This window comes from Shewanella psychropiezotolerans (assembly GCF_007197555.1).
Taxonomy (GTDB): domain Bacteria; phylum Pseudomonadota; class Gammaproteobacteria; order Enterobacterales; family Shewanellaceae; genus Shewanella; species Shewanella psychropiezotolerans.
This window is the reverse complement of record NZ_CP041614.1, coordinates 4,381,382-4,405,186: the sequence shown is the minus strand read 5'-3', so window position 1 is coordinate 4,405,186 and position 23,805 is coordinate 4,381,382. Positions and strand designations below refer to the sequence as shown.

Genomic DNA, 23,805 nt, shown 5'->3' with positions numbered 1-23,805 from the left:
TAATGAGTGAACTTAACCTTGAAATAAGCTGGCTCCACTCGTTCGTGACAGTCGCCAAGACTGGTTCTATGACGGAGACGGCAAAGATTCTGCACCGCTCACAATCTGCGATTAGCATGCATATCAAGAATATCGAAGACACTCTAGGGCGAGCCGTGTTTAGCCGTGAGTCGAGACGCTTGAGCCTGAATGCATCGGGGCAAGAGTTGCTGGTTCACGCGCAAAAAATTCTTTATGTTTATCGCAATTCTATGCGGGAACTTATGGGATCTGATGTCCAGGGACATATCAGCTTAGGTATTCCTGACGATTATGCCATGGCTTATCTGCCTGCCTTACTCAGCATATTTTCCGAGAAATACCCCTCTATAGAAATTACCTTATGCTGCGAGCCTTCGTCACAACTCATCCCTAAGATAGCAGCCAATGAACTGGATATTGCCGTCATCACACAAGATAAAGCCGATCGCGGGGAGTCTCTTTTTTCCGAAGAGCTGGTCTGGGTTGGCAAGCAATCTCAGCAGATTTGGAACCGGAGTCCGCTGCCCGTCGCCATGTATGAGTTTGGCAGTCAGGCTAGAGCTAAGATACTTGATAAACTCGAATCACTTAGCTTCGGGTATCGCATCGTCTACAACAGCCCTAATATTGCCGGTCAGTTGGCCGCCGTCGAGAGTGGCATGGCCATCGCGGTGTTAACAAGATGCAGCGTGCCGGCGCATCTTCAAGTGCTAAACAATACTAGGTTGCCTAAATTACCGGCCCTAGATGTAGGTGTTATGACCAGCTCTTCAGTCACTAAAGGGTCTCTGGCGAACTTGCTCTATGATGAAATAGTGTTAACACTAAGGAAAGAAGCTTAGCTTTCGGTATTTGTTGATGGGGAAGTTACTCTAACTCATCTATAAGCATTCTTCTCCAGAATTGACTCTTCGGCTTTTAAAAATTAGAACTTCTAGATTAAGTCACCTGGATACCTTGCAGAAACAGAAAAAACTTATGACTTACAGTAGTTTGTTACTGAATTTATAAGCGGTTGTTTCTATAAGGATGTAGGTAAGATGCGATATCGTGCTGTTAATGTGTTGAGTGTGGCCCTTCTGTGCTCCTCTCTAAGTTCTGTGATGCTCATTCCACAGGCCCAGGCTATTGAAAACAGCACAATATCCTTATCGGGGGCGTTCAGCGTCAGCCAGCAAGGCGCGGCAACTTATAGCTTACCTATTGATGTGCCTATTGCCCGCGGCTTAAAACCCAATTAAGACGCTCAGAGTTGTCAGGTGATACACAAAATACCAAGGAAAGTTTGATGACTAAAGTTCTATTTATCTTGATTGTATTTTTATTGGGGTGTGAGCTTGTTATTTTCCATTCCTGTATTTTGGTTAGCGGGAATAATATTTTCAGCTTTATGGCTTCACAATAACCTCTAGGCGATTATGCACTGACATGTTGCCATAGTTGTTATGTAGTAAGTAAGGTTAGAATAATACTGATTGAAATCTGTTACCCAAGCTGCATAAGAAAAGCTTCACACTCCATGGCTGTGCACATTTCAGTCTATCTGAATTTTGTGTGTTGAGTGCTGAGTAACGATGATATAACTCGCTTTGGTGTACCAATAACAGCTCGAAGCGATTAATCAGTGTTTGAATCGCCTCGACTAACACTTGCTCTAGTCTAGCTAAGTTTTCATGGGTCTCCTTTATCCTTAGAGCAAATTCAGGTTTATCGGTTTTGAGGCTGGTCAATGTTTCTGAAACGAATTGACTCAAATGATAAAATTCATCAGAAGCAGTATTGAGCTCTCCAACCTCATCAATGTAACCATAAAGCAATCGCTCCGAACGTTCAGTTAAATAGTTAAATCGGGCATTAAGCAGGCATAATTGTTTTTGTGCCGCGCCTGCCTGAACGCACACGGCATCACTCAGTGATACTTCGGGAGGGTGAGTAACTCATCAGTCTTTAATTCATCATGAGCTATTTTATAGAGCGACAATGTGTTCTTAGCCGCTAATAGAGTTTCTGCTGTGCCTTTGTTGATTAACGACTTAATTGACTGCTCTGTTTCTAATAATACATTTTGCATATTCCCTCCCTTTGTTCAGCTAGTAAGACTTGCTTTCCTTTCGTCGAGTAAGCTATCAAGAGGCTTAATCTATGTGTTACTAAATAGGCTTCATTTTGCCAACTATTTCTCTTGGTTGTGCATCCTATTTGTTATCGGGTTGTGTTTTATTGCTGCCGCCCCATAAAAACTCGGTGGAGCGGTGCAATAAAACGTTCTACGTCCAGACTTCATTTCATTACTGCATGACATAAGCGAGTTTGTTTGCTCTAGTGTTAGTTTCAAGGTTATTAGTCTTGACGTTGTGCAGCTGCCCATGTTGTTAGACTATGCCCAAGTACAAAGAGAGAGGCGGCAAATAATCCCGCATCTTTGAGTAAAAACTCGCCGAAGAAACTCAGTGCCGGAAAGCCTGCTTCGGTTGTGATACCAGGCAAAAAAATCATCATACTTAGGGTTACCGTAAATAGAGTGATTGAGAGTAGGCCGCCAATAGCGGACAAAGCAGGATTAACAAATCGCCCAATAATCAAGATACCGATAAGCACTTCCAGGCTTCCTAGAAAATCAACTAAACCTTGTTTAGAGAAAATGATATACATCCACGAGACTAAAGGGTTATTAGCTATCATGCCGTACATGCCTTCGGCCTGGCCAGAGGTGAATTTCATTCCCCCAAACCAAATATAAATAATTCCTAGCGTGATATAGATCAGGGGTAAGCCCGTCTTCTCAATTTTTTGGCCAAGGGTCGATAAGGTTTGCAGTTGGATGGTATTAACGTTCATGGTTCACTCCTGTGGCATGTGCCTGATTATATTTAGGGCTCTATGGCCCAACATGTGTTTGCTATGTACTTGGCGGCGATTATTCAGTTAGGCTGATTTTTGGAAAATCGATGTCAATCTCAAAAGCTTCATTGAAATAATTAGTGAAGGTGTTTAGCGCTATATGTGCTATGACCTCAACAAGTTGCTCTCGGTTAAATCCTGCAGCTTCTGTCGCTGCGAGTTGTTTCGTCGTGACACGGCCTTTTTGCTCTATCACCTGTCTAGCAAAACTCAATATGGTGTTTGTTTGGCTGTCTTCAGAGCGGGCATTTAAATTCGCTCTTATTTCTGCCTCTGACAAGCCGAGTTTTCCACCGATAAAAGCATGAGCTGATGCACAGTAGTGACAACCATTAGTCCCGGCGATAGTTAACGCGAGTTGCTCTGACAATTTTTTGCTTAAAACGCCTTTTTCAAGGGATCCCTTAAAATTTAAAAAACCTTCTAATGCACTGGAAGAGTTGGCTATTGCGCCAAATAAATTGATTTCGGCGCCCATCGCCTTTTTTAATGCTGTGAGCTGAGTTTGTGCCTGACCTGTCGCGGTATTAACAGTTAACGTAGTAATGCGTTGCATAATAAAATCCTTAATTAATTAAAGTTAAGCTACCTTCTAGTAGGTAGGTGTAATGGTTAAAATTTTTAGGGTTTCCCCTCCTTCTTAGCTAATAATATCCAAGCAGGCGTCACAGGTTTGCTTATATAACCCTTGCTGGTTACGGTTTAACATCAGCGCACCTTTAATCGCGCAGCAGATAATGACAGCTTGTTGCTCTGGTGCCCCATTAAAGCGAAACTCACCCGTTGTTAAGCCCTTTAGCAGCACACCACTGAGTATCTGTAATTCTAATTGAACCAGTTTATTTACTTGTTTTTGCAACTCTGCACTCAGGAGTTTCAAATCTGTTTGCATAGAAAATATTCCACACATGCCTCCAAGCTCAGCACAATCATCAAACACTGAAAAGTAACCTTGTAATTGTGCCCGGGCTGTTTTTTTCATCGATAATTGCTGTTGTAACTCACTGAGCGCATCACTTTTTTGCTGACAATAAGCAATCCCCAAATCCGCTTTGGTAGGAAAGTGATGATGTATACTGGCTTTCTTTATACCCAGCTTTTTGGATAAGTCAGCATAACTAAAACCATTAAAGCCATTTTGCTGAATTAATTCATCAGCGTACTGTAAAATATCTATGTATGTAGTGTTCATGCAATCAATGCTACCTACCAGTTGGTAGGGTGTCAAGGTTTGTTATATCAAAATACGCTGGCCATAACGTTGAGATATTTCAAATCAATGAGTTTCAGGCACTCAATCAATGGCTACTAGCAAACCAACTTAGCCGATCCATTACAGCTTTTAGTACGCCAAGTTGCCGCATGTTATCCAGAGTCTTAGGGCTAAACCGTTCAAGCCTGATAATAGCCGTGAGTATCAGCTGACATTCAAATATCGTGGAATCAGAGATATAATCAGGTCTATCAATAAAATGGCTATAATTATACCAGTCTTCCCAGCGGAAGCTGATTAGTAATAGATTTCTGTTCTCTAATTCTTTTTCAAAGTTTTTCTTATTACACAATAGTGATGAGCCAGATTTTTCTAAGCAGCTTCCAAATCTTTCGTGAATAAATGAAGTGTGTTGCAATAGAGGTTTGTTCATGTTTATTCTTTCTCCTATTTAATAAAGTAGCAATAACAAGCATTAGACAGTAAACAGAGACCTGTACAATCAAAATAAAATTTCAATAGTTATTTTTTGGGAATGGTTTTATGTATTCTCCGGTCTTTATATCTTGAAGTATGGTTAAATAATCGATTTGTAGTGATTAACACTGGGGGTTAAGGTGAAATTAAATATTCTCGTTCTCATTTATGTTATTCCACAGCTTTCTCTAGCTGATTGTCTAGTTAAAGTTGGAGTTGAAGATTTTTTCCCTCAATCTTATTTACATAGTAGCGGGCATTGGCAGGGGATGAATATTGAACTCGCAGAGGCCTTACTCGATACGATCAACTGCACTCCGGACTACACGACTATCCCTAGGAAAAGGGCTCTTCACCTGATGATGAATGGGGAAATAGATATGTTACTCAATGTTTCTATCACTGAAGAGAGAAAGCAAGGGATGTATTTTATTGGGCCTCAGCAGAATGAGGCCATCGTACTTGGCATAGATGAAGATTCAAAATTTTCGATAAGCTCAATAGATGACCTCACCCATTTAGGTGGATTAATTTCCATTCAACGTGGTGCTCACTATGGGGATGAATTTTCTCTAAAGCTAGAAAATGAGCCAGATTTTTCTCATTATTTTGTCACTGTAAATGGCAATAAGGATAAAATAAAACTCCTAAATTTAGGCAGAACAATAGGCTTCTTGGAAGAGTATTATCAGTTGCGCCACGCCATTGCTATTCATCCTGAATACAAGAATGTTAAGATACATCCATTTGTTATTCATACAAACTTGGTTTACTTTGCCTTTAGTAAAAAATCAATTAAACCTGATGTTTACCTGAGTTTGAAGATAGGTTTTGAGAAGGCGAAAGAAAGTGGGAGCTTTCTAAAAATAATAAATAAGTACAACCGAGTTGATGTTCCTATAGAGGGAGAACCTACAGGGGATTTTAAATAATATTACGCCACTAACAAGTATTAATGGGTGCTATCCTTTTAAATAGGAAGTTTAATATGTCTGAGGTCAATATTTAAATGTCATTTTAGTGAACAGAAAAGACCATTACTCTTATTATTTTTCAGCGTTAATAAATACAAGTGTTTTTTGAGCTAGTCGCGGCCATAGATGGGCTAAATAATCAGTAATTGAGGATGCCAGCATGAAAGAGAAAGTTGAATTTATCAGTAATGGTCAGACATTAGTCGGTTTATTAGAGCAACCAGCTGGTAATGTTAGTGCTTTTGCCTTATTTGCTCACTGCTTTACTTGTGGCAAAGATATCGTTGCCGCCTCAAGAATATCTCGGGCTTTAATGGAGAAAGGTATAGGTACACTTAGGTTTGATTTTACTGGACTTGGTAGCAGTGATGGTGATTTTGCTAATACCAATTTCTCCTCAAACCTTGACGATCTCAAAGCAGCAGCGGATTTTTTGAGACGAGAGTACGATGCGCCGCAGCTATTAATTGGTCATAGTTTAGGTGGTGCCGCGATGCTGTCAATCGCCGATGATATTCCAGAGTGTAAGGCTGTTGTTACTATAGGTGCGCCTTCAACTGCCGACCATGTGATCCATAACTTTTCCGGTTCAATTGACGAAATCAACACCGAAGGGTTAGCTCATGTGACCTTGGGGCCGCATACATTTACCATTAAAAAACAATTTCTAGATGATTTAGACTTGCATGCTAAAAAAGGTTTTACCCTAACAAAAAAAGCCTTGTTGGTTATGCATTCTCCAGTGGATACCACAGTGTCTATTGCTCAGGCCGAGAAGGTATACCTTCAGGCAAGACACCCTAAAAGTTTTATCAGCTTGGACACTGCAGATCACCTAATAACACGCAAAGAAGATGCAGAATATGTAGCGATAAACATAGCCAGCTGGAGTAGTCGATATTTATGCTTCTCTACGGCTCATAAATAGGGCTAGGAGTTGGTCATGACTGGGTTAAACGGTTAAAGAACCGTTTATTTGTAGAACAGCCCATTGATTGAGAAAAATACGACTTAAATTCAAGCTCTGAAATACAAAACCGTAAACATTGAAGCACTGATCCTTTCTTTTCCTACCCTTAGGAAACAAATAAAAAATATTTTTATCAGATAGTTATGGTTGTTTTACATTGGCTCAGTTAAGTCATCGAACACCATCAATTATTATGTCATTAGACATGTCAAGGAAAGAGAATGAAATTAATTACTGCTTCAACATTGGTTATAGCCCTATTGAGTGCAAATGCAATGGCTGTACAGGATAATGCATACCAGCATGAAGCTAGCGTGGGTTATCTTACCAATTCAGATGAAATGGGTGACGGCATTTTGGGTGTTAATTATCGATACTATGCCAATCCTGTCGCACAAAATACTAGCCCTTATGCGCTAAACGGTTTTCTTGCCCAGGAATCTAATATTGGAGCGCATTATGCTAATTTTGATGCTCTGGACCTTGATACCGTAGGCGTTGATGGTACTTATGTCTTCGATTCTAATTGGTTTGTGGGTCTAAACTATCAACGTAGTAGTATTGGTAATGTGGATCTCAACACTTATGGCGTTGAGCTTGGTTATTATGTTAATGAGCAGACATCTTTTTCAGCTTTTTTTGATGGTGGTACAGATGATAATGCAGAGGAAAACTACGGCTTAAATATTCGTCGTTATTTAGAGCTAGACTCAACACCTGGAATTGATCTGTCGGCGGGCTGGGTACATGCCAATTCGGAGAATAACTATAACTTAGGCGCTGACTGGTATGTAACGAACTCATGGTCCGTTGGATCTGGATATACACGCGATGCTGAAGATGGTGACTTCGACATTAGAACCGCTTATTGGTTACGTATTTCTGATGATTTCTCTGCTAATTTCGCAATATCAAAAATCATTAACGAAGATATCGACGGTGTCGGTTTAGGTATTACGCTCACTGGTCGATTCTAAAGGCTTATTTATAGTCGATTCACTTATCTTGTTTGTGTCTTAATGGTTTCAATCATTGGGTGAGATTTGTTTTCTGCATGTCTACACTTAAGAAACATGCTTAGGTTTAGCTTGGGCTATTCTTGATGTGAGTCAGTAGTGCGGCTCTCATCAACATGCTTGTCTTGGATGTTTTTTAGCTCTATTCCGTCCGAATAGAGCTTTTTTTTTTGTGAAAAATTGAGACTGAGAACGGTGGGAGACTTATATTTTCATTCTGTATCAGCACGCGATGAGTTTAGGCTTTAACCTTTCAGGCAGTTCAAATTCTTTAATTTCATCTGTGATGGGACAAGTGAATTTAAGATAGCAAGAGGTGAGCTGCAGATTCAATTCACCTTCTTTCGCTACGCCGTGGAGTCTGTCTCCTACGACCGGATATCCAATAGATGCCATATGAATACGGATTTGGTGCTTACGTCCCGACTCAATTTTCACCTGTACTAAAGAGCGTTTTTTCTCTTCATCAAAGGCTAACAATCTAGCGTGTGAACGGGCTGCTTTGTTATCCACATCTGTCGCTATGGTGACTGACTCCAGATTTCCCGAGTTAAATTGACCTTCTACTATTACCTGATAGTACTTATCGAGTTGCCTTAGCTCAAAGAGCTTAGCCAGGGCCGCGGTGGTTTTTTTGCTGTGACCGATAAGAACCAAGCCTGTCGCGGCTCTATCTAGCCTATGAATGATAAATGCCGGACGATCGGGGGCGAGGTGAATCTCGGCGTAGCGGTTAATAGTGGTGTGATCGCCCCATTTAGACCCCTGACACAACATGCCATAGGGCTTGTACCAGATACTGTATTGACCCCCATCGAATATCAATTCGGCTGCATCGACACTGTGTGCTAACACTTGCGGGTTGTAATACAGATGTAGCTCATCGCCAAGCTTTAAAGTCCGTTTAGCACGGCGAAGTCTCTGGGTCTGTTTGCCTCGTGTAAGCCAAACGGCTCCCTTGTTCATCGCCTGCTTTATCTGTTGCTTAGACAGTTTTGTCTCTGCTGCCAATAATGAAGCAGCATTAAGTTCGAGGTTATTAATGGTCAAGTGGGATTCGAGCACATTTTGAGTGACTTGGGGCATAAAATATAGGCATAGCTGATAGTGTTAGACGCTATTTTACATCATTTGATAATGAAATCTGCTGATTATTGTGCCCAATCACTACTGGTGTTATTTCAACATATGGCTTTAGTATTCATATTGATTAAAGATACGCCTATGATGATCAATATCATGCCGAAAATGGTGTCCATATTGGGTATATCTCCTCTTATTGCTCCGATAAGTGCGATCAGCACTATTCCAGCTCCACACCAAATAGCATAAACCACGGCAGTAGGAATATTGGCTGTCGCTAATGAGAGGAAATAGAATGCACTGGCATAACCTATAGCGCACCCAAGGGAAGGCAATATCCGGGTAAAGCCCAATGTAACCGGGAGTAAGGTGGTAGCAATGACTTCTGAAATGATAGCGATACTTAAATAGAAGTAACTGTTCATTTTTAATCTCTGGGGGTCAATGTAGGCTTTAGAAGTGGCTCTATGAGTTTAAAAAAACGGCCCTGACAAACTCAGGGCCAAAATAAAACCATAAAGGAGAAGCTAAGACGAATAACGCCTCTGCAGGGCAAGCCTACTTAGGTTAAAACCATCAGGATTTAGTTAAGTAGGGTTGACGACTTCGGAGGGGATAATGCCCTATGCACGTCTATTAGGCATCATTAAGGATTTTGATTAAGCTTGGTAGTTTTCATTAATCATTTTTTAAAGTGCAAATTTGCTTGTTCTCTATAGATGCTAGGTTTAGGGTTAATGATAACTATTTCCAGCTGCCGACGGTAATTTAGGCCAGGCGGCACAATCTATACCAGGTGAAGTGAATTATGGATACACAGTTAAAGTTTAGGGTTAAACATTGGCTTGATTATGATCCAGATCCCCGTACTCGACAGGAACTGCAGGCGCTCATAGATACTGGCAATGAAGCTGAGTTACAGCAACGTTTTTCGGGTCGACTCGCATTCGGTACCGCCGGGCTAAGAGGCGTCGTCGAAGCGGGCCCCATGGGGATGAATCGCTTGGTAGTACAGCAGACATCGGCAGGGCTTGGAGCCTATCTTAAGCAACAGGTTAGCGATGTCGACACTCGTGGTGTGGTCATCGGATACGATGGACGCCACGATTCAAAGCAGTTTGCCCATGATGCGGCGGGCGTACTCACTGCCATGGGAATCAAAGTCTATTTGACCTGTAAGGTAGCGCCGACTCCTTTAGTGGCATTCGGGTTAATCATCTCGATGCGGCGGCAGGAATAGTGGTGACCGCGAGTCATAACCCACCTCAGTACAATGGTTATAAGGTGTACTGGGGCAACGGGGCACAGATCATCCCGCCTCACGACTCAGGTATTGCGGCGTGTATCGATAAGGCGGCGACAGAGTCAATCCATTTATTGGATCTCGAATCTGCCAGGGCCAATGGTAAGCTAGTCGTGTTGGAAGATGATTTCTATCAAAGTTATCGTCAAGGGATCAAGGATGCATCTGTGCTGCAAAACCACACTCAGCCTGAGCGGGTAAGCCTGTCTTACACCGCCATGCATGGTGTCGGCGCGGAGATGGCCGAGACTGTACTGGCCGATGCTGGCGTGACTCAGGTCTATTCTGTGGCCGCTCAACGTGAGCCCAATGGTGACTTTCCTACGGTGAATTTCCCTAACCCCGAAGAGAAAGGGGCTATGGATCTTGTGATAGCCGAGGCGAAGAAGCACGGCGCCATGTTGGCTTGTGCTAACGATCCCGATGCCGATCGTTTTGCGGTTGCCGTTCGTACAAAGGCCGGTGATTATCAAATGTTAACCGGTGACCAAGTGGGTGTGCTGTTTGGCCATTACTTGATGACTCACGCCGCTAAAAATCAACGTCTGACCTGCACAACTATCGTGTCTTCAAGCCTATTATCGAAAGTGGCGGCGAGTATGGATGCGACCTGTTTGACGACACTGACAGGCTTTAAGTGGCTGACTAATGTCGGCATGGCGGAGCAAACTGAGGATAACCAATGCCTGTTTGCCTATGAAGAAGCCTTAGGTTACATGGTTGGCTCTATGGTGTGGGATAAAGACGGTCTATCTGCGCTGGTGGCGTTTGCTCAGTTAACTGCTGAGCTTGCCAGTCAAGGCAAGACCATATGGGACAGATTAGAAGCCATCTATCGTGAGCATGGGTTTCACCTCAATGCACAGGTGAGCATAGCGCTTAAGCCCACTACGCCTAATATTGGCGCATATCTACGTAAGGAGCTACCGAGTGTGATTGCCACAAAGCAGGTATTGAGCACAGATGATATCAGTTGTGGTTTGCGAACCTTTAAAGACGGCACCACTGAAGTTATCGATCTACCTGCCAGTGATGTGCTTATTTTTAAGCTGGAAGGAGGGGGACGTGTCATCGTCAGGCCGTCAGGCACAGAGCCCAAGATTAAGTGTTACTACGAAGTGGTCGCGAACATGACGAGTGATGACAGTTTAGATAGCGTTCAGATCCGTGCTCAAGCAGAGATGGATACCTTTATCTTGGCTCATCAGGCATCTTTACCTCAATAATCGCTATTGATATAAGGCGTTTTACGTTTTCTTTTCTGAGCCTAGCAACTGTGAATAGTCGCTAGGCTTAGAAATAATTGGGAGTTGGTTGCTAGGTAAATGCTATGGGCTTATGTCGGTGGTGGAGCGGGAAGGTACAAACCAAGGGACAATTTTTTCAGGAACGATTATTTGTTGATCTGTTTTGGGATTGCGTTTAATCCCCGAGGGACGGATATTATACTTTATGACCCCAAAACCTCGAATTTCAATTCTCTGTTGTGCCCTGATTGATTCAATGAAAAAGTCTCGTGTTGCCTCTACTATCAGCATGGCATCTCTCTGGGGAATGGAGAATTCATGGCTTAAACGCTGAGCCAAATCTATGAGGTGGATTTTCACGTTCATGTTTCCTCCGGTGTCTGTGCGAGATTAGGACGAAATTTAAACGTTAATCGACTTCTGGCGGCTATGATCACATCTTCGCCCGTTTTGGGGTTTCTTCCCGGTCTAGCCGCTTTATGAGATTGCTGGATATTCCCTAGGTTTTTCAAACTAACGATATAGCCTGACTTCGCTATTTCAACTATGTCGTTAAGTAAAAAATCAGTCATCTCTTTTAGCTGTTCGGCTCGATATTTTGATAAGTCTTGCTTTACTCGGACCACAAGATCTTTTTTTGTTTTTGTCATTTGATTTATCGTCATAAGAGTTTGTAATCATAAAATAGGCAAGGATTGCGCAGTCAGTAGGGAATAACATACTCGCTATCTGTTGAAAAAAGGCTCTAAACAGAGAGAGTAAAGAGCATTAAACAGCAACAGGGTGAGATTTCTTAAGAATCTCTGGGTATATTTATAGTCGAAACAGTGGCCTTTATTGTTTCTTTAGCGTTTCGGGCTGAGGTTTTCATTATGCCTTTTGTGGCCATGAATGTTTAAACGTTAGTCCATTTTATCTGGAACTCAATTTCCTCTTCGTCTCCCTCACGTTCATGCTCTATGTTGTACTTTGCACGCACTGGCACATAGATACGCTCGCCGGCGATCTGAATCTCAAACTTACTCTCGCTTTCCAATGAATCAGCCAGTCGGCGAAGTTTAGCCACGAACTCTGCCTTTGGGTAATCCTTCTCTATGTCTCTATCTGCTTTATTCGTCATGTGTATTCCTTCATTGAGAGTGAGAAATTGTCCAATATCACTTTACTTAAAAATGGGCTGGTTTCCTCTTATTTTAGGGAAAATAAATTATTTCTAGATCCATGCTTGACCCTCCACTAAGGGGAGGGATTATCCTGCTGTTATTGAAAACGAGGAGGCTAGTTGGCAAACTTTATAGCCCTCGTGAACAGCAAATTATTAGCCCTTATTTATAATTAATCGAACCTAAATTGTGGAGTTAAACATGAAATTATTGATCAGCGCAGCCCTATCAGCCATCTTAGTACTCTCTTCTGCATCCGCCTTTGCCGAGACTCCAGATTTCTCAAAAACAGCTGCTGCGCAATCTAGCTATGATTTTTCAAATAATCAGCCTGCCAAGGGAAATAATGTGCAACAGAGCTCGGCACAGCACGATTTTTCCAAGACTGCGGCAGCGAGTCGCCAGTATGACTTCTTAAACAATCAAGTTGCCGAGAAGAAAGCACATCACCTTCTTGCTTCCACACAACATGATTTTTCGACAACAGCGGCAATAAAGCAGGTTTGTTAATTCAGTGAGCTGTCACTGTTTCAGGTGAAAAGCCAAGCGTGTCTTGGCTTTTTGTTTAAGAACCTTTGTTCTCCCTGAATGCGGGTCATATTTTCAGAGTAGACACCTTAGAGAAAAGCTCGACAACAGAAATAGTACTCACATCTAGTTCATGCGATTTATCACTTTATTGCTCAAAGTGTCGTTTTTATTCAATCTTATATTCCGGCCATCTCGTACTATTTTCCTATCGAAAGCGAGTTCCCTCGTTAGTTTTTCAAATACATTTGTTAGGTACAGAGCCATGTTAGAAATTAAAAAAATTGTGTCATTAAGCGAGATCTGTAAACTAAAACTGCAATATTTTTCGCTATCAAGGGCCCCACTCGATGGCATGTGGCATTTCGGTTTTGTCCCCATGTCTGACCATTTTGCTTTTTACGAGAATAATCGCCTAGTAGGTTTCTGCTGCATTAATGGTGAAGGCTATATGTTGCAATTTTATCTATCTCCAACAGCGAAAACCAAAGCTACAGAATTGTTTACTTTGATTGCGAAAGAAAATATTTCTGAATTTGGGAAAGTACTTGGGGCATTCGTGAGTACTGCAGAGACCGATTATTTATCACTTTGTTTAGATAACACGTCTTCAGTTAAGGTCAATGCTTTAATGTATCAGCACAATAAGGTACAGAATATTGAGACAATAGAACCGTTGGGAATGACATTAGCGTATCAGGAACAACTTAATGATTTCGTTGGCTTTGCAGCGACCAATATTGGTGCGCCAGAACAATGGTTGTCGGCATATTTTGGTAACTTGATTCAGCGCCAAGAGCTATGGGGCTACTGGTATGAAGGCACATTATTAGCAACTGGTGAGTGCCGGTTATTCGATGATTATCAGACTGACTATGCGGATCTAGGTATGATAGTTGCTGAATCTGAGCGAGGTAAAGGTGTTGCGACTCGTGTTCTTTATCACTTAATTAATCAGGCTTCAAAGCAAGGGTTAATACCGATTTGTTCGACAGAAAGTAGCAATATTGCTGCTCAAAAAGCCATTTTTCGTGCAGGATTTATCTCCTCAAACCGAATAATTCAGTGTGAATTTACCTAGGGTTAATGAAGGATTCCTATAGCTTCATTCCTATTTAGGGATGAAGCTATTTGCCTTAAATGAGTAAGCTAACTGTAATTAGTCATGGTTTAGCATATAGTAACAATGTAATCCAAGATGATGGTTATAGACTACAATGATCAACTGGCTTCAGGCGCCCAAGTCTCAAGACGTCGCCAAATATATTGAGTGTTATTGGCTTATTGAAAAATGCCCTAGTGTAGAAAGTTATCAATATCCCAAGTTAAACCCAGATCCATCGGCTCACTTAATCATATCCCCAAGCAACCAAGCCTATGATTATGGTATGGACCTTGGCACAGTTGATGGCCATGGTAGTCATTTGTTGTTTCCTCATCTGCAAACTTTTCAGCTCGATCACTCAAAACCATTTATTCATTTAGGAGTCAAATTTCGTGTTGGCGCATTGTACTCCCTTGGTTTTCCACTCTATTCCCATTCGATGTTAGATGTTATTGAAGAAATTAATCTTGCTAACTTATTTTATTCAAATGAGTCAAATGTAAATGAACTTGATGAAAATAAACTTATAGAAGTGGCAAGAAGTGATTCTGAACTATGTCGTAATCAATTAGATGCTTTATTTTTGCCTTGGCTTGGGAACTGCAAAGAGGATCAGCATAGCAGGCTTACTCGAAAAGTACTTCAGTTACTGGACGCATCTCCAATCTCTAAACTTGGCAATATGCTTTTTTGTTCTCAAAGAACTTTAGAGAGAAGCTTTAGTCGGGTAACAGGCCTAACATTGAAACAATGTCAGACGATGAACAAGTTAGAGGAGATGCTGGAATATCTTTATCAACGTAGTGCTAATGAAATTGATTGGGTTGAAGTCGCTTTTGAGTTTGGGTTTAGCGATCAGCCTCATCTTATTCGTCACTTGAAAAAGCAGATAGGTTTAACACCAAAAAGTTACGCTAATGAGAGGGGCTTAACCATAGATGTTTATGGTGGTGTTCGTTCTTCCTTAGCCAAGACTTCAACTATTGCTATTCCAACGAACTGACTTATTTAATACGCTAGCCATACAGTTGGTTTTAAATGAGCTATTTAGTATTTCGCCTTTTTTCAAGAAGTTGCACTTATTTCTGGAGTGGCAGGCACATCAGGGAATCTAAATAGGAAAATGAATCTAGTTAAAAATGTAATCAAGCTTTATTTCAACCTTTCTCTACTTTGTTAACGAAATTAGGTACTAGATGTTATTATCTGATATCTCATATTTGTATGACATTGGATAACAGTTGTTGCAGGTTAGAAGCTTACTACTTTCACTATCGCTTACCTTTATGGCTTTGACAATTGCTGAAGCTCAGGGTCAAGCTCTGGAACCTGTTCTGATGCAATCTCGAACTCAAGTGAATAAGCCTGTTGTGGCGAGCAATGCTGGACTATCTCTTGAGCAAGAAGCTATGGATCCAGAACCTACTGAACAAGACGCCGATGCACAAGAAGATGTAGAGCCAGTAAAAGAGAAAGCCTCACTCGATAAGGCTGAAGAGGCTCTTGATCCCTGTTTAACCCACTCGGCAGATAGTACCGCTTTCGATCAAGCCTTTGATTATCTCAATACTAAGTTTTGTCAGCCGGCTATCTGGTTCGACAGCTTTTTTGTCGATGATCGTACTCAGGAAGATGCTCGGGCCGGGACCTTAGTTCGCTGGACTAATGATTTCTCTTATTACTTCAAGGAAGGGTTCAAATATAGGGCAAACCTCAATGCCAGGTTCAATCTTCCCGGGGTCAACCAGAAGCTTAAAGTGATCATCGACTCTCAAGGGGAGGGCGATCCGTTCGCTTTCCTAAAAGGGCCCGATGATGAGGGGGAACGGGATATCGGGCTTAGATATGATTGGTATGCTAAGGACAGAGTCAGTTTCAATATTAAGGCCAACTTTAAACCTAAGTTAGAGGCGAGGTGGCGCTATACCTATCCCATCTCCCAGGGCACCATTACTCGACTCACGCAGAAAATCTATCAAGAGAAGAAGGTGACCGGAGAGTCTACCGAGTTCGATATTGAGCATTCCTTCGATGAAGATTTTTTATTGCGTTGGAGCGTGGTCGCTCAGTATGAAAATCGTGATAATGGCTGGGAGTTTGGCAGCAGTGTTAACCTTTACCATTACATCAGTAGTAAGCAAGCACTTAACTATATTGCCAGTATCTATGGTGTTGATACGCCTTATCATTATGTGGAGAATGCCAGAGTCGCCGTCACCTATCGGCAAAATTTCGCCAGGGACTGGTTATTCTTCGAAATTACCCCCGAGTATAACTGGAGTAAAGAGATCGACACAGACAGGTTAGATCAAGCCATTATCACCTTTCGATTAGAAGTAATGTTTCAGAACATCTGATCTATTGTATCTATTTTGTTTAATACTTATCCGGATTTGGGTTGGTTGTTGTTTTTACTGTGATTAATTGATCTTATAGTGATCTACTATTGGCCTTTACATAGTATGCCACCCTATATTGAAACAGTTTGTATCCACCTCGTGCTAATCTCACGCCAATCTTTTAGCAGTAGTATAAAAATAGAGACTTTAAAATACTATTCGCTTCTTATTTTAATTATATAAATTCATGAGGTTATGGAATATGTTGCGTATTCGATCGAGTTTACTAGTCATCATTTTTACACTGGTTATTCCTATTGGATTTATCGATGCTGCTCCCTTACAGCCAGTAGATAAGAATGATGCACTTTGGTATCCGAAAACTGATCTGACACTGCATCCCAGAGTTAAGCCATATGTGTTAGAGAATGGTATGAGATACATACTAATTCAAAGTCAATCTCCGAAAGATGAGGTGGAAATCCGGCTGCATATCCGTGCAGGGTCAGCATTGGAAAAAGGCCCGCAGCCAGGTGTGGCACATTTTTTGGAACATATGGCATTTAATGGGTCTAAAAATATTCCTGAAGGTGAAATGATCACTATGTTGCAAAGGGATGGGCTCGCTTTCGGTGCTCATACCAATGCGTTCACCGATTTTACGCAGACGGTTTATCAGTTGTCACTGCCTAGCGCTGAAGAAGAGCTTATTGAAAAAGCTTTATTTATTATGAGGGAAACCAGTAGTAACCTGACGATTGATAAAGCTGCGGTTGCAAGAGAAAGAGGGGTATTAAACGCTGAGGTTAGAGGCAAGCAGGGGCCTGAATTTAACAGTTTTCTTGATTGGATTCGGTTTGCCTATCCGGGGACTGATTACATCAACAAGATCCCGGTTGGTTCATCTCAAGGTATTAAGTCTGTTACTCAAGATATTCTGGTGGAGTTTTATCACAGGTATTACACACCAAAGCGTACAACATTGATTGTTACAGGAGACTTTAACCCTGAACGGGTCAAAAAAGCGATTCAAAAGCAGTTCTCAGATTGGACGGCGGATGAAAGCCTCGATGAACCGGACTTTGGGAAATTGGTCGTCAATACTGAAATTAGTACCCATGCTTTTATCGATAAGAGTATCGATAGTCGTATCTCCATTAATGTGATCACACCAGCTAAAGTTGAGCCAGATAGTCGTAAAAAACGTCTTGGTGATCTGTTAACTTATCTTGCTAATACTGCCCTGTCTATTCGACTCAATGATATTGCTATTAACAGCGATAACTTGATGACGGGAGCTGCGGCCTATCAAGAGCGTTCGGAACTGGCAACCATTAGTAGTGTTTCAAGTTATATCGATGCAGAGCAATGGCCATCAGCACTTGAGTTGATTGAGCAAAGCTTAGGTCAAACCTTAGAGTTTGGTTTTACGCAAAAGGAGATAGATCGGTTAGTGGCAAGCTTTGAAGCTGATTTGAAACTGGCTGTCCAATCTGAAGAGACTGTTCCGAATTATGTTATTGCGGACTCGGTGACTCAAGCTGTTGAAAATCGAGAATCAGTGTTGTCGGCGAAGGATAATTTAGCGTTCTTTCAAAAGAACATTGTGGGTATTAAAGCGGAACAGGTCGCTGAGCATTTTAGACTGTTATGGTCAGGGGCTGCTCCCAGTGTTTATCTCACAAGCAATATTGAAATTGAAGATGCAGAAGCAGCAATATTAAAGGTATATAACCAAAGCTTAAATACTCAAGTTTATCCCTTGGAGGCACGTGAAGAAGTCGAGTTTCAATACGTAAACTTTGGTGATAAAGGGAAAGTTGTATCTGAAAAAACAAATAAAGTGAGTGGGATAAAATCTGTCCAGTTCAACAACGGTGTTGTAGTAAACGTAAAGCAAACAGAGTTTGATAAGGGACAGGTGTTTATCTCTTTACGTGTTGGTCATGGCCTTGAGGATTTTCCTGCTGACAAAGATGGGTTAATTAATCTTTTTGAGTATGGTTACCAGTCAGGTGGGTTGAAAAAACACACATTCGATGAGCTGCATAATATCTTTCTCGATAAGAATGTCTCAATGGCTTTAGGCGTCGGGTTAGACAGTTTAGGTGGAACTTACAGTACGACGCCTGATGAATTAAAGCTGCAGCTGCAAGTATTGACTGCACTCTTGACGGAACAGGCTTATCGTTCGGAAGGGGAATCTTTTTTTAGACATGAGATCAAAGTCAGTGAGCAAATGGCTAGCTCCAGTCCAGAACATGTGATTGATACACAATTCATGCGCACTTTATATGGTGAGGATAAGCGTTTTGGGCTTGGACCCTTATCTGAGATTCAGCAGCGCACATTTGCTGAACTTAGACCTGTTATCGAACGGATCATGAAGAATGGGCCGATTGAAATTGCGATTGTGGGTGATATCAATAATCAAAAAGCAATTTCAGCGGTAGCTGAAACATTTGGCGCCTTGTCACAGCGGTTTAAGCTCCCAAGTCACCATTATCTAAAGGGAATAGATTTTCCTGAGCCCCAAACTGTTATCTTGTTTCATCGAGGGGGGTGGACACCGCGTTGCTAAACACCTATTGGAAAACTGATGACGATCGTGATGTGAAGAGCATGCGCAGATTGCAACTTCTGCAAGAGATACTCACATTAAAGTTGACGAAAAAGCTAAGAGAGTCAATGGGCGTTTCTTATTCTCCCTATGCATTTAGCACTAATTCAGATTCTCTGGATGGTTACGGTTTCATTGGTATGAGCAGTAACATAAAGCTTGGTGATATAGATAAAGTTGAGGCGGCTTATAAACTGATAACTGACGAGGTGAAGAAAGAGGGCGCAATTACAGATGATGAGTTATTAAGAGCCAGAGCTCCTATCATTAAAGATGTTAAAAATGCAGTGAATAGTAACTGGTTTTGGTTAGACTTGGCTAGCCAAGCTTATAGCGCCCCGGCTCGTTTTGATCGATTTAATCAATTTACACAAGAGTTGAGTGCCGTGACTGTGGCCGATATCACTCAAACTGCAAACCGGTACCTAGTTCAGGAAAGAGAAGTGATTGTTAAGGTTCTTCCTGAGAAAATATCTAATAGTGTTATAAAGCAATAAATTTGTCCTGTCTGAAAGCCTACTGACACTATGCTGTCAGTAGGCCTGGTTTATCCTTGTTTCGTCGCTAAGGGAGAAGCACTCATGTTGAGTGTGAACTTAGTAATTGAAAGGAGTTCAATATGTTACATCAAGCACCGCTAGTCTGGGGCGAAATAGCTGTCGAAAACATGGATAGAGCCGTTGAGTTTTATGGCAAGCATTTTGGTGTCAGTTTTAGACGCGAAGTCATGAACGATATGGAGATGGCGATTCTAGAAACTGAGGATAAGGAAGCGGCCAGTATTGGCTTGGTTAAACATGAGATGATGAAGCCGTCGGCCCATGGTAGTGTGCTTTATCTGCACTTGAGTGAGAAACTGTCTCCTCTGGTTGAGAGTATTACCCAAGCTGGCGTAAAAGTGCTCCTTCCTGTCATGCCTATCAAAGAAGGCGAGTGCGGTTTCATCGCGTTATTCGAAGATAGCGAAGGCAATACTGTCGGCCTGTGGTCAAAAGATAAATAGTGGCTAGTTGTAGGTTGCGAGTGGGTGGGCCGGATTAGTTCCGGCTCATGCTTGGTATTACTTGAGTGAGTAAAATGGCTTTAGGCTAAAGGAAAGCAGATGACTGTGATAAAGGAAGATGTGGTTTCGCCGGTTTTGGTAACCCAAGAGGTGATTGAGTTAAGGGGACTGGCGGTAAGAACATCAAATCGTGCCGAGCAAGTTGCCGATACTCAGAAAATTGGGCCGCTTTGGCAGCAGTTTATAAGCTTATCTGATGTTCAGAGCAATATGAGTTCGCCAGTTTATGGCAGTTATTACGACTATGAATCCGATCATAATGGTGAGTTCTCTGTTCTCGCGGGATTAGTGGTAGGGTTAACTAAAGTGGGAGCCGATAATTCGGAGCTGACTGGACTGACGTTAGCCGCCGGAGAATACCTGCGTTTTAGTGCTATTGGTGAGATGCCTGCCGTGGTGATCAGTCTTTGGGGTCAGGTATGGCATTATTTTAATGATGAAAATTGCCAATTTGAGCGGAGTTATAGCACAGATTATGAGTGCTACACCTCCAATGACGGTGTAGATATTTACATTGGCATCAAGCTTAGATAGCCTTAATTTCGTACCAAAGAGTGTGCTAAGTCAATCGGGCTTGGCACTTTTTGTTTTGTTAGAGATATGTTTTGCAGAGCCAGTGTTTTAGAGCTGGATGTCATCTGTTTGATGTTCAATATTGAGGTGACTCATGCGCCGAGCCGACAGATTATTTCAGCTAGTTCAACTACTGCGTCATCGCCGTTTAACGACGGCCAAAGAGCTGGCTGAGAGGCTGGAAGTGTCGACCCGAACCATATATCGCGATGTGCAAGATCTCTGTCTCAGTGGTATCCCTATCGAAGGCGAGGCCGGTGTCGGTTACCTGCTGCGCCATGAGGTCAATGTCCCACCTTTGATGTTCAATGAAGCCGAGCTTGAAGCGATTCAAGTCGGCATGCGTATGGTACAAGCCTGGGGCGGTAAAGAGCTCTCCAGCGCCGCCAAGCAGGCGATGATCAAGGTTGAAGCAGTCTTACCTGCACGTTTGCAGGATTATCAGTCCCTGATGTTTGCTCCGGACTTTTATATCGACACCGATGAGTTTAAATTTCTCGATGTGTTGAGAATTGCATCCAGATTACGGGAATACCTGTCGATGGAATATCGGGATGTCAAAGAGGCTAATACTCAGCGAGAGATCCGCCCTCTGGCCATCTATTTTTGGAAGGGAACCTGGACCTTGCTCGCCTGGTGTGAACTCAGAGATGATTTTCGTAACTTCAGGGTCGATAGGATCACCGGACTCACCAATTTAGGCCGGCACTTTTCAGTGACGCCCGGTGAGGAGATGCAGGACTATATCGAGGCGATGGAGGCTAAGTACGGTTACAATTAGGACGCAATAGTGTCCATAAATATTAGCCTAGTACAGGACGCATAAAATTACGCTCATATCTTAAAATGAATTTATGTTTTTTGGCGAAGTCAAATGCAGCGAGACAATCAGCATCTTTGGCTGAATCATTCCGATAGATTTCGTAAACAGCCAAACTAGGAAAAGAGAATAAGGCTATAGCGATATCATTTGCTCCCTCGCCAGGCAGAAAGTAGCCATGATGTTGGCCACCAAACTTTTCAACTAGCGGTATCCAGAGTTTGGCATAGTGTTCAAACTCCTCAATCATTTCCGGGTTTATTACGTATCTAACATGACAAGTGACCTGCATTCTTGGGTGTTCCAAATTTTCGTTCGAAGTCATTTTTATTCCTTTACCCTAGTGAATAACGAAGAAGAGCCCCATGCTCAGTACTGTGGTTAACAGTACGCTGCGTGTGGTATATGCCAAAAATGCGGCTAAGATTGCGCATATCAAATAGCTGTTATCTAAACTCAAATCTAACTGATTTTCTCGAATAAAGACGATGGGAGCGAAAATGGCTGTGAGAACAGCTGGGGCCGAATAACTCAGGAATGCTAAGGTGTTTTTGCTTAATCGTACCGGCAGCCTTGGCTCCAGAAACAGATATCGACTGCCAAATACTACTGCTGCCATGGCTAAAATAGTCAACCAAATCATGTTTTCTCTCCTGTCAGCTTGGCGTAGAGTGTGCCGGAGGTCATGCCAAGCAGTGCTGCGATGAGTAGTCCAGCGGGGATGGCTAATAGCTCACAGACAACGGCGCCGACGAGAGAGACTAGTACACAAAATAGCATTGAAGGTTTCTTTACCGAAGGAACGACAATGGCGATAAAGGTGGCCGCGATGGCAAAATCCAGTCCCCAGCTGTCGAGGTTTGGGATTGTTTGACCCGCGATAATACCGGCCGCCGTGGCTAGGTTCCAGCCCAGATAAAAGCTAAATCCGCCGCCGAATGCATACCAGGGATCCAGCTTGTGTTGCTTGCCTTGATTAGCGATGGCAAAGAGTTCATCGGTAAGCAGAAAGCCTAAGACTAGCCGCCACTTGAGTGGCAAGGGACTAATTTGGGGGCGCATGGCCATGCCATAGAGAAAGTGCCGCGAGGTGATGAGTAAGGTGGTGATTAAGATGCTGGTTAAGCCAACACCAGCTTTGATCATGCCAAGTGCAACCAACTGGGCCGAGCCTGCGAAAATGATGGCCGACATGGCCTGACTCTCGAAGGGAGACAGTCCGGCGTCAAGTGCAAAGGAGCCTGCTAAAATGCCCCAGGGAATGACGGCTATGGTTAATGGCATCACAGCTAAGGTGCCCTTTAAGAAGCCGTTAAATTTCCCCTCAGCCTTTAATGTTTGTATTTGGGAACTCATTAATCTTTTGAACACTTCTATTGGTAACATTAACCACTAAGTTAACCTATCTGAGATCCGCTGGCTTGTACAAACTTGCACTCATTTATCTGGTAAACTCTTTTGCATATTGGCCTGGTGTGACCCCCATGGTGCGTTTAAAGTGACGGTTGAGGTGGCTTTGATCGTGAAAACCACAGGCTAAGGCGACATCCAGTAGCTTATCGCCACTTCGGATCCGTTTCTTGGCGAGTCTGACTCGCGCTTGGATCTGATAGGCATGGGGCGGTAGGCCAAAGGTGCGCTGAAATTGTTTGATTAAATAGAAGGGGCTGAGCCCGGCTAACACTGCCAACTCTTCCAGAGAGATATCGGCGTTGGGGTGATCGTCGAGAAATTGTTTAACCAGTGCCAATTGAGGCTGAGCCAAGGCCTGTGTCTGGTTTTCTCCTCTGTGTGTGCTGTGGCGTGCCATGAGTTTAATCATGGTGGAGTAGACAACAGATTCCCGCAGCAGGCGGTTATCGGACTCTTTAAGAGTCTGAAACGTCATGCGGAGCATGTCGGCCATCGACTTGTCGTGGACCACAGCGTCGGGAAAGTAAGGTGCGCCTGTCGAGGCCAGTCCTAATTCTTGGTTGATCGAGGCAAATTGCTCGGGAAGAGGATACATGGCGCGATAAGACCAGCCATTCTCTGTGGCAGAGCAGCCGTTATGTACCTCATCGGCGTTGACTAAGATGATACTGTTCTGCGGCGCTAGGTGATTGCTGCCGGTACGAAAGAACTTCTGGGCACCTGTATCTATCACACCAACGGTGTAGCCTTCATGACTGTGACGGGAAAAGTTCTGTTTTTGATAGCTGGCATCGAGTAGCTCAATACCACCCAGCTCTTGGGCCAAGGTAAATTCCGCTTTTTCACTATTGTTTCTCTGTCGGGCAGAATCTTGCTTGTCTGCCTTAGGTGCCGCTTGTTCCATGATACTCCTCGTTGTACTGAGTCATCATAGCGCATAAATGGCTAATGCTTTTGTACAAAATTGTGCTCATTT

General features: G+C 42.7%; 28 protein-coding genes and 2 pseudogenes. 15 read left to right on the top strand and 15 right to left on the bottom strand.

Annotated features, from left to right (window positions below; translation table 11 throughout):
* Positions 1-2: 2 nt before the first annotated feature.
* Both FM037_RS19420 and FM037_RS19415 read left to right on the top strand, forming a co-directional pair.
* Positions 3-863 carry a LysR family transcriptional regulator gene (locus tag FM037_RS19420; RefSeq protein ID WP_144047344.1) on the top strand — a complete coding sequence of 287 codons (861 nt, stop codon included), beginning with the start codon at positions 3-5 and terminating at the stop codon, positions 861-863.
* A 198-nt stretch (positions 864-1,061) separates the two neighbouring features.
* Complete coding sequence (locus FM037_RS19415) at positions 1,062-1,262, top strand: hypothetical protein (RefSeq protein WP_144047343.1); 201 nt, start codon at positions 1,062-1,064, stop codon at positions 1,260-1,262.
* A 219-nt stretch (positions 1,263-1,481) separates the two neighbouring features.
* Here FM037_RS19415 and FM037_RS19410 read toward each other — a convergent pair whose 3' ends face one another.
* The 6 genes from FM037_RS19410 to FM037_RS19390 all read right to left on the bottom strand — a co-directional run bounded on the left by FM037_RS19410 (position 1,482) and on the right by FM037_RS19390 (position 4,568).
* Complete coding sequence (locus FM037_RS19410; RefSeq protein ID WP_144047342.1) at positions 1,482-1,922, bottom strand: hypothetical protein; 441 nt, start codon at positions 1,920-1,922, stop codon at positions 1,482-1,484.
* Between the two features lie 8 nt (positions 1,923-1,930).
* Entirely contained in the window at positions 1,931-2,092 is a 162-nt protein-coding gene (locus FM037_RS28595; RefSeq protein ID WP_185976861.1) for a hypothetical protein, read from the bottom strand.
* Between the two features lie 269 nt (positions 2,093-2,361).
* Positions 2,362-2,859 carry a DUF417 family protein gene (locus tag FM037_RS19405; RefSeq protein WP_144047341.1) on the bottom strand — a complete coding sequence of 166 codons (498 nt, stop codon included), beginning with the start codon at positions 2,857-2,859 and terminating at the stop codon, positions 2,362-2,364.
* 79 nt (positions 2,860-2,938) lie between these two features.
* Positions 2,939-3,478: a carboxymuconolactone decarboxylase family protein gene (locus tag FM037_RS19400; RefSeq protein WP_144047340.1), complete on the bottom strand. Its 540-nt coding sequence runs from the start codon at positions 3,476-3,478 to the stop codon at positions 2,939-2,941.
* An 84-nt stretch (positions 3,479-3,562) separates the two neighbouring features.
* The gene (locus FM037_RS19395; RefSeq protein WP_144047339.1) at positions 3,563-4,114 is read right to left on the bottom strand and encodes a TetR/AcrR family transcriptional regulator; all 552 of its coding nucleotides are present in this window, start codon (positions 4,112-4,114) and stop codon (positions 3,563-3,565) included.
* Positions 4,115-4,220: 106 nt separating this feature from the next.
* Complete coding sequence (locus FM037_RS19390) at positions 4,221-4,568, bottom strand: DUF6508 domain-containing protein (RefSeq protein WP_144047338.1); 348 nt, start codon at positions 4,566-4,568, stop codon at positions 4,221-4,223.
* A 184-nt stretch (positions 4,569-4,752) separates the two neighbouring features.
* Here FM037_RS19390 and FM037_RS19385 point away from each other — a divergent pair, with 184 nt between their 5' ends.
* The 3 genes and pseudogenes from FM037_RS19385 to FM037_RS19375 all read left to right on the top strand — a co-directional run bounded on the left by FM037_RS19385 (position 4,753) and on the right by FM037_RS19375 (position 7,533).
* Positions 4,753-5,544, top strand: a complete 792-nt coding sequence (locus FM037_RS19385) for a substrate-binding periplasmic protein (RefSeq protein ID WP_185976860.1) — start codon at positions 4,753-4,755, stop codon at positions 5,542-5,544.
* A gap of 202 nt (positions 5,545-5,746) precedes the next feature.
* Positions 5,747-6,508: pseudogene (locus FM037_RS19380) on the top strand (alpha/beta hydrolase family protein); the annotation flags it as partial.
* Positions 6,509-6,777: 269 nt separating this feature from the next.
* The gene (locus FM037_RS19375) at positions 6,778-7,533 is read left to right on the top strand and encodes a putative porin (protein WP_144047335.1); all 756 of its coding nucleotides are present in this window, start codon (positions 6,778-6,780) and stop codon (positions 7,531-7,533) included.
* A gap of 261 nt (positions 7,534-7,794) precedes the next feature.
* Here the strand turns inward: FM037_RS19375 and FM037_RS19370 are convergent, their stop codons facing one another.
* On the bottom strand, positions 7,795-8,658 hold the full coding sequence (locus tag FM037_RS19370; protein ID WP_144047334.1) for an RluA family pseudouridine synthase: 864 nt from the start codon (positions 8,656-8,658) through the stop codon (positions 7,795-7,797).
* A 95-nt stretch (positions 8,659-8,753) separates the two neighbouring features.
* Positions 8,754-9,080, bottom strand: a complete 327-nt coding sequence (locus FM037_RS19365; protein ID WP_144047333.1) for an SMR family transporter — start codon at positions 9,078-9,080, stop codon at positions 8,754-8,756.
* Positions 9,081-9,463: 383 nt separating this feature from the next.
* On the opposite strand from FM037_RS19365, the pseudogene FM037_RS19360 reads away from it, so the two are divergent.
* Positions 9,464-11,184, top strand: a pseudogene (locus tag FM037_RS19360) (phospho-sugar mutase).
* 102 nt (positions 11,185-11,286) lie between these two features.
* On the opposite strand, the gene FM037_RS19355 reads toward FM037_RS19360, so the two are convergent.
* From FM037_RS19355 to FM037_RS19345, 3 genes are all read right to left on the bottom strand, one after another.
* Complete coding sequence (locus tag FM037_RS19355; protein WP_144047332.1) at positions 11,287-11,571, bottom strand: HU family DNA-binding protein; 285 nt, start codon at positions 11,569-11,571, stop codon at positions 11,287-11,289.
* Complete coding sequence (locus tag FM037_RS19350; protein ID WP_185976859.1) at positions 11,568-11,855, bottom strand: HU family DNA-binding protein; 288 nt, start codon at positions 11,853-11,855, stop codon at positions 11,568-11,570. The genes FM037_RS19355 and FM037_RS19350 overlap by 4 nt, the downstream gene beginning before the upstream one ends.
* Positions 11,856-12,100: 245 nt before the next feature.
* A complete protein-coding gene (locus tag FM037_RS19345; RefSeq protein ID WP_144047330.1) occupies positions 12,101-12,325 on the bottom strand; it encodes an amphi-Trp domain-containing protein in 225 nt (74 codons plus the stop codon).
* Between the two features lie 244 nt (positions 12,326-12,569).
* On the opposite strand from FM037_RS19345, the gene FM037_RS19340 reads away from it, so the two are divergent.
* From FM037_RS19340 to FM037_RS19300, 9 genes are all read left to right on the top strand, one after another.
* Positions 12,570-12,878: a hypothetical protein gene (locus tag FM037_RS19340; protein WP_144047329.1), complete on the top strand. Its 309-nt coding sequence runs from the start codon at positions 12,570-12,572 to the stop codon at positions 12,876-12,878.
* Positions 12,879-13,161: 283 nt separating this feature from the next.
* Positions 13,162-13,977 carry a GNAT family N-acetyltransferase gene (locus tag FM037_RS19335; RefSeq protein WP_144047328.1) on the top strand — a complete coding sequence of 272 codons (816 nt, stop codon included), beginning with the start codon at positions 13,162-13,164 and terminating at the stop codon, positions 13,975-13,977.
* A 136-nt stretch (positions 13,978-14,113) separates the two neighbouring features.
* Positions 14,114-15,004, top strand: coding sequence for a helix-turn-helix domain-containing protein (locus tag FM037_RS19330; protein WP_144047327.1), 891 nt, complete (start codon positions 14,114-14,116; stop codon positions 15,002-15,004).
* A gap of 334 nt (positions 15,005-15,338) precedes the next feature.
* Positions 15,339-16,358 (top strand): hypothetical protein, encoded by a 1,020-nt coding sequence (locus FM037_RS19325; protein ID WP_229380943.1) that lies wholly within the window; start codon positions 15,339-15,341, stop codon positions 16,356-16,358.
* Between the two features lie 244 nt (positions 16,359-16,602).
* The gene (locus tag FM037_RS19320; RefSeq protein WP_185976858.1) at positions 16,603-18,921 is read left to right on the top strand and encodes a M16 family metallopeptidase; all 2,319 of its coding nucleotides are present in this window, start codon (positions 16,603-16,605) and stop codon (positions 18,919-18,921) included.
* The gene (locus tag FM037_RS19315; RefSeq protein ID WP_185976857.1) at positions 18,915-19,457 is read left to right on the top strand and encodes a M16 family metallopeptidase; all 543 of its coding nucleotides are present in this window, start codon (positions 18,915-18,917) and stop codon (positions 19,455-19,457) included. The genes FM037_RS19320 and FM037_RS19315 overlap by 7 nt, the downstream gene beginning before the upstream one ends.
* A 122-nt stretch (positions 19,458-19,579) precedes the next feature.
* Entirely contained in the window at positions 19,580-19,963 is a 384-nt protein-coding gene (locus FM037_RS19310) for a VOC family protein (protein ID WP_144047324.1), read from the top strand.
* 99 nt (positions 19,964-20,062) lie between these two features.
* Positions 20,063-20,557 carry a GyrI-like domain-containing protein gene (locus FM037_RS19305; protein WP_144047323.1) on the top strand — a complete coding sequence of 165 codons (495 nt, stop codon included), beginning with the start codon at positions 20,063-20,065 and terminating at the stop codon, positions 20,555-20,557.
* A 133-nt stretch (positions 20,558-20,690) separates the two neighbouring features.
* Entirely contained in the window at positions 20,691-21,377 is a 687-nt protein-coding gene (locus FM037_RS19300; RefSeq protein ID WP_144047322.1) for a helix-turn-helix transcriptional regulator, read from the top strand.
* Between the two features lie 22 nt (positions 21,378-21,399).
* Here FM037_RS19300 and FM037_RS19295 read toward each other — a convergent pair whose 3' ends face one another.
* From FM037_RS19295 to FM037_RS19280, 4 genes are all read right to left on the bottom strand, one after another.
* A complete protein-coding gene (locus FM037_RS19295) occupies positions 21,400-21,741 on the bottom strand; it encodes an NIPSNAP family protein (RefSeq protein WP_144047321.1) in 342 nt (113 codons plus the stop codon).
* A gap of 15 nt (positions 21,742-21,756) precedes the next feature.
* Complete coding sequence (locus FM037_RS19290) at positions 21,757-22,059, bottom strand: AzlD domain-containing protein (protein ID WP_144047320.1); 303 nt, start codon at positions 22,057-22,059, stop codon at positions 21,757-21,759.
* Positions 22,056-22,772, bottom strand: coding sequence for an AzlC family ABC transporter permease (locus FM037_RS19285; protein ID WP_144047319.1), 717 nt, complete (start codon positions 22,770-22,772; stop codon positions 22,056-22,058). The genes FM037_RS19290 and FM037_RS19285 overlap by 4 nt, the downstream gene beginning before the upstream one ends.
* 85 nt (positions 22,773-22,857) lie before the next feature.
* Positions 22,858-23,733 (bottom strand): AraC family transcriptional regulator, encoded by an 876-nt coding sequence (locus FM037_RS19280; RefSeq protein WP_144047318.1) that lies wholly within the window; start codon positions 23,731-23,733, stop codon positions 22,858-22,860.
* Between the last annotated feature and the right edge of the window lie 72 nt (positions 23,734-23,805).

Coding starts and splice junctions, on each gene's coding strand:
- FM037_RS19405 (WP_144047341.1), bottom strand. CDS start 2,859: ATGAACGTTAATACCATCCAACTGCAAACCTTATCGACCCTTGGCCAA.
- FM037_RS19415 (WP_144047343.1), top strand. CDS start 1,062: ATGCGATATCGTGCTGTTAATGTGTTGAGTGTGGCCCTTCTGTGCTCC.
- FM037_RS19325 (WP_229380943.1), top strand. CDS start 15,339: ATGCAATCTCGAACTCAAGTGAATAAGCCTGTTGTGGCGAGCAATGCT.
- FM037_RS28595 (WP_185976861.1), bottom strand. CDS start 2,092: ATGCAAAATGTATTATTAGAAACAGAGCAGTCAATTAAGTCGTTAATC.
- FM037_RS19320 (WP_185976858.1), top strand. CDS start 16,603: ATGTTGCGTATTCGATCGAGTTTACTAGTCATCATTTTTACACTGGTT.
- FM037_RS19370 (WP_144047334.1), bottom strand. CDS start 8,658: ATGCCCCAAGTCACTCAAAATGTGCTCGAATCCCACTTGACCATTAAT.
- FM037_RS19330 (WP_144047327.1), top strand. CDS start 14,114: ATGATCAACTGGCTTCAGGCGCCCAAGTCTCAAGACGTCGCCAAATAT.
- FM037_RS19340 (WP_144047329.1), top strand. CDS start 12,570: ATGAAATTATTGATCAGCGCAGCCCTATCAGCCATCTTAGTACTCTCT.
- FM037_RS19345 (WP_144047330.1), bottom strand. CDS start 12,325: ATGACGAATAAAGCAGATAGAGACATAGAGAAGGATTACCCAAAGGCA.
- FM037_RS19420 (WP_144047344.1), top strand. CDS start 3: ATGAGTGAACTTAACCTTGAAATAAGCTGGCTCCACTCGTTCGTGACA.
- FM037_RS19335 (WP_144047328.1), top strand. CDS start 13,162: ATGTTAGAAATTAAAAAAATTGTGTCATTAAGCGAGATCTGTAAACTA.
- FM037_RS19350 (WP_185976859.1), bottom strand. CDS start 11,855: ATGACAAAAACAAAAAAAGATCTTGTGGTCCGAGTAAAGCAAGACTTA.
- FM037_RS19355 (WP_144047332.1), bottom strand. CDS start 11,571: ATGAACGTGAAAATCCACCTCATAGATTTGGCTCAGCGTTTAAGCCAT.
- FM037_RS19390 (WP_144047338.1), bottom strand. CDS start 4,568: ATGAACAAACCTCTATTGCAACACACTTCATTTATTCACGAAAGATTT.
- FM037_RS19280 (WP_144047318.1), bottom strand. CDS start 23,733: ATGGAACAAGCGGCACCTAAGGCAGACAAGCAAGATTCTGCCCGACAG.
- FM037_RS19300 (WP_144047322.1), top strand. CDS start 20,691: ATGCGCCGAGCCGACAGATTATTTCAGCTAGTTCAACTACTGCGTCAT.
- FM037_RS19375 (WP_144047335.1), top strand. CDS start 6,778: ATGAAATTAATTACTGCTTCAACATTGGTTATAGCCCTATTGAGTGCA.
- FM037_RS19285 (WP_144047319.1), bottom strand. CDS start 22,772: ATGAGTTCCCAAATACAAACATTAAAGGCTGAGGGGAAATTTAACGGC.
- FM037_RS19295 (WP_144047321.1), bottom strand. CDS start 21,741: ATGACTTCGAACGAAAATTTGGAACACCCAAGAATGCAGGTCACTTGT.
- FM037_RS19365 (WP_144047333.1), bottom strand. CDS start 9,080: ATGAACAGTTACTTCTATTTAAGTATCGCTATCATTTCAGAAGTCATT.
- FM037_RS19305 (WP_144047323.1), top strand. CDS start 20,063: ATGACTGTGATAAAGGAAGATGTGGTTTCGCCGGTTTTGGTAACCCAA.
- FM037_RS19290 (WP_144047320.1), bottom strand. CDS start 22,059: ATGATTTGGTTGACTATTTTAGCCATGGCAGCAGTAGTATTTGGCAGT.
- FM037_RS19395 (WP_144047339.1), bottom strand. CDS start 4,114: ATGAACACTACATACATAGATATTTTACAGTACGCTGATGAATTAATT.
- FM037_RS19310 (WP_144047324.1), top strand. CDS start 19,580: ATGTTACATCAAGCACCGCTAGTCTGGGGCGAAATAGCTGTCGAAAAC.
- FM037_RS19400 (WP_144047340.1), bottom strand. CDS start 3,478: ATGCAACGCATTACTACGTTAACTGTTAATACCGCGACAGGTCAGGCA.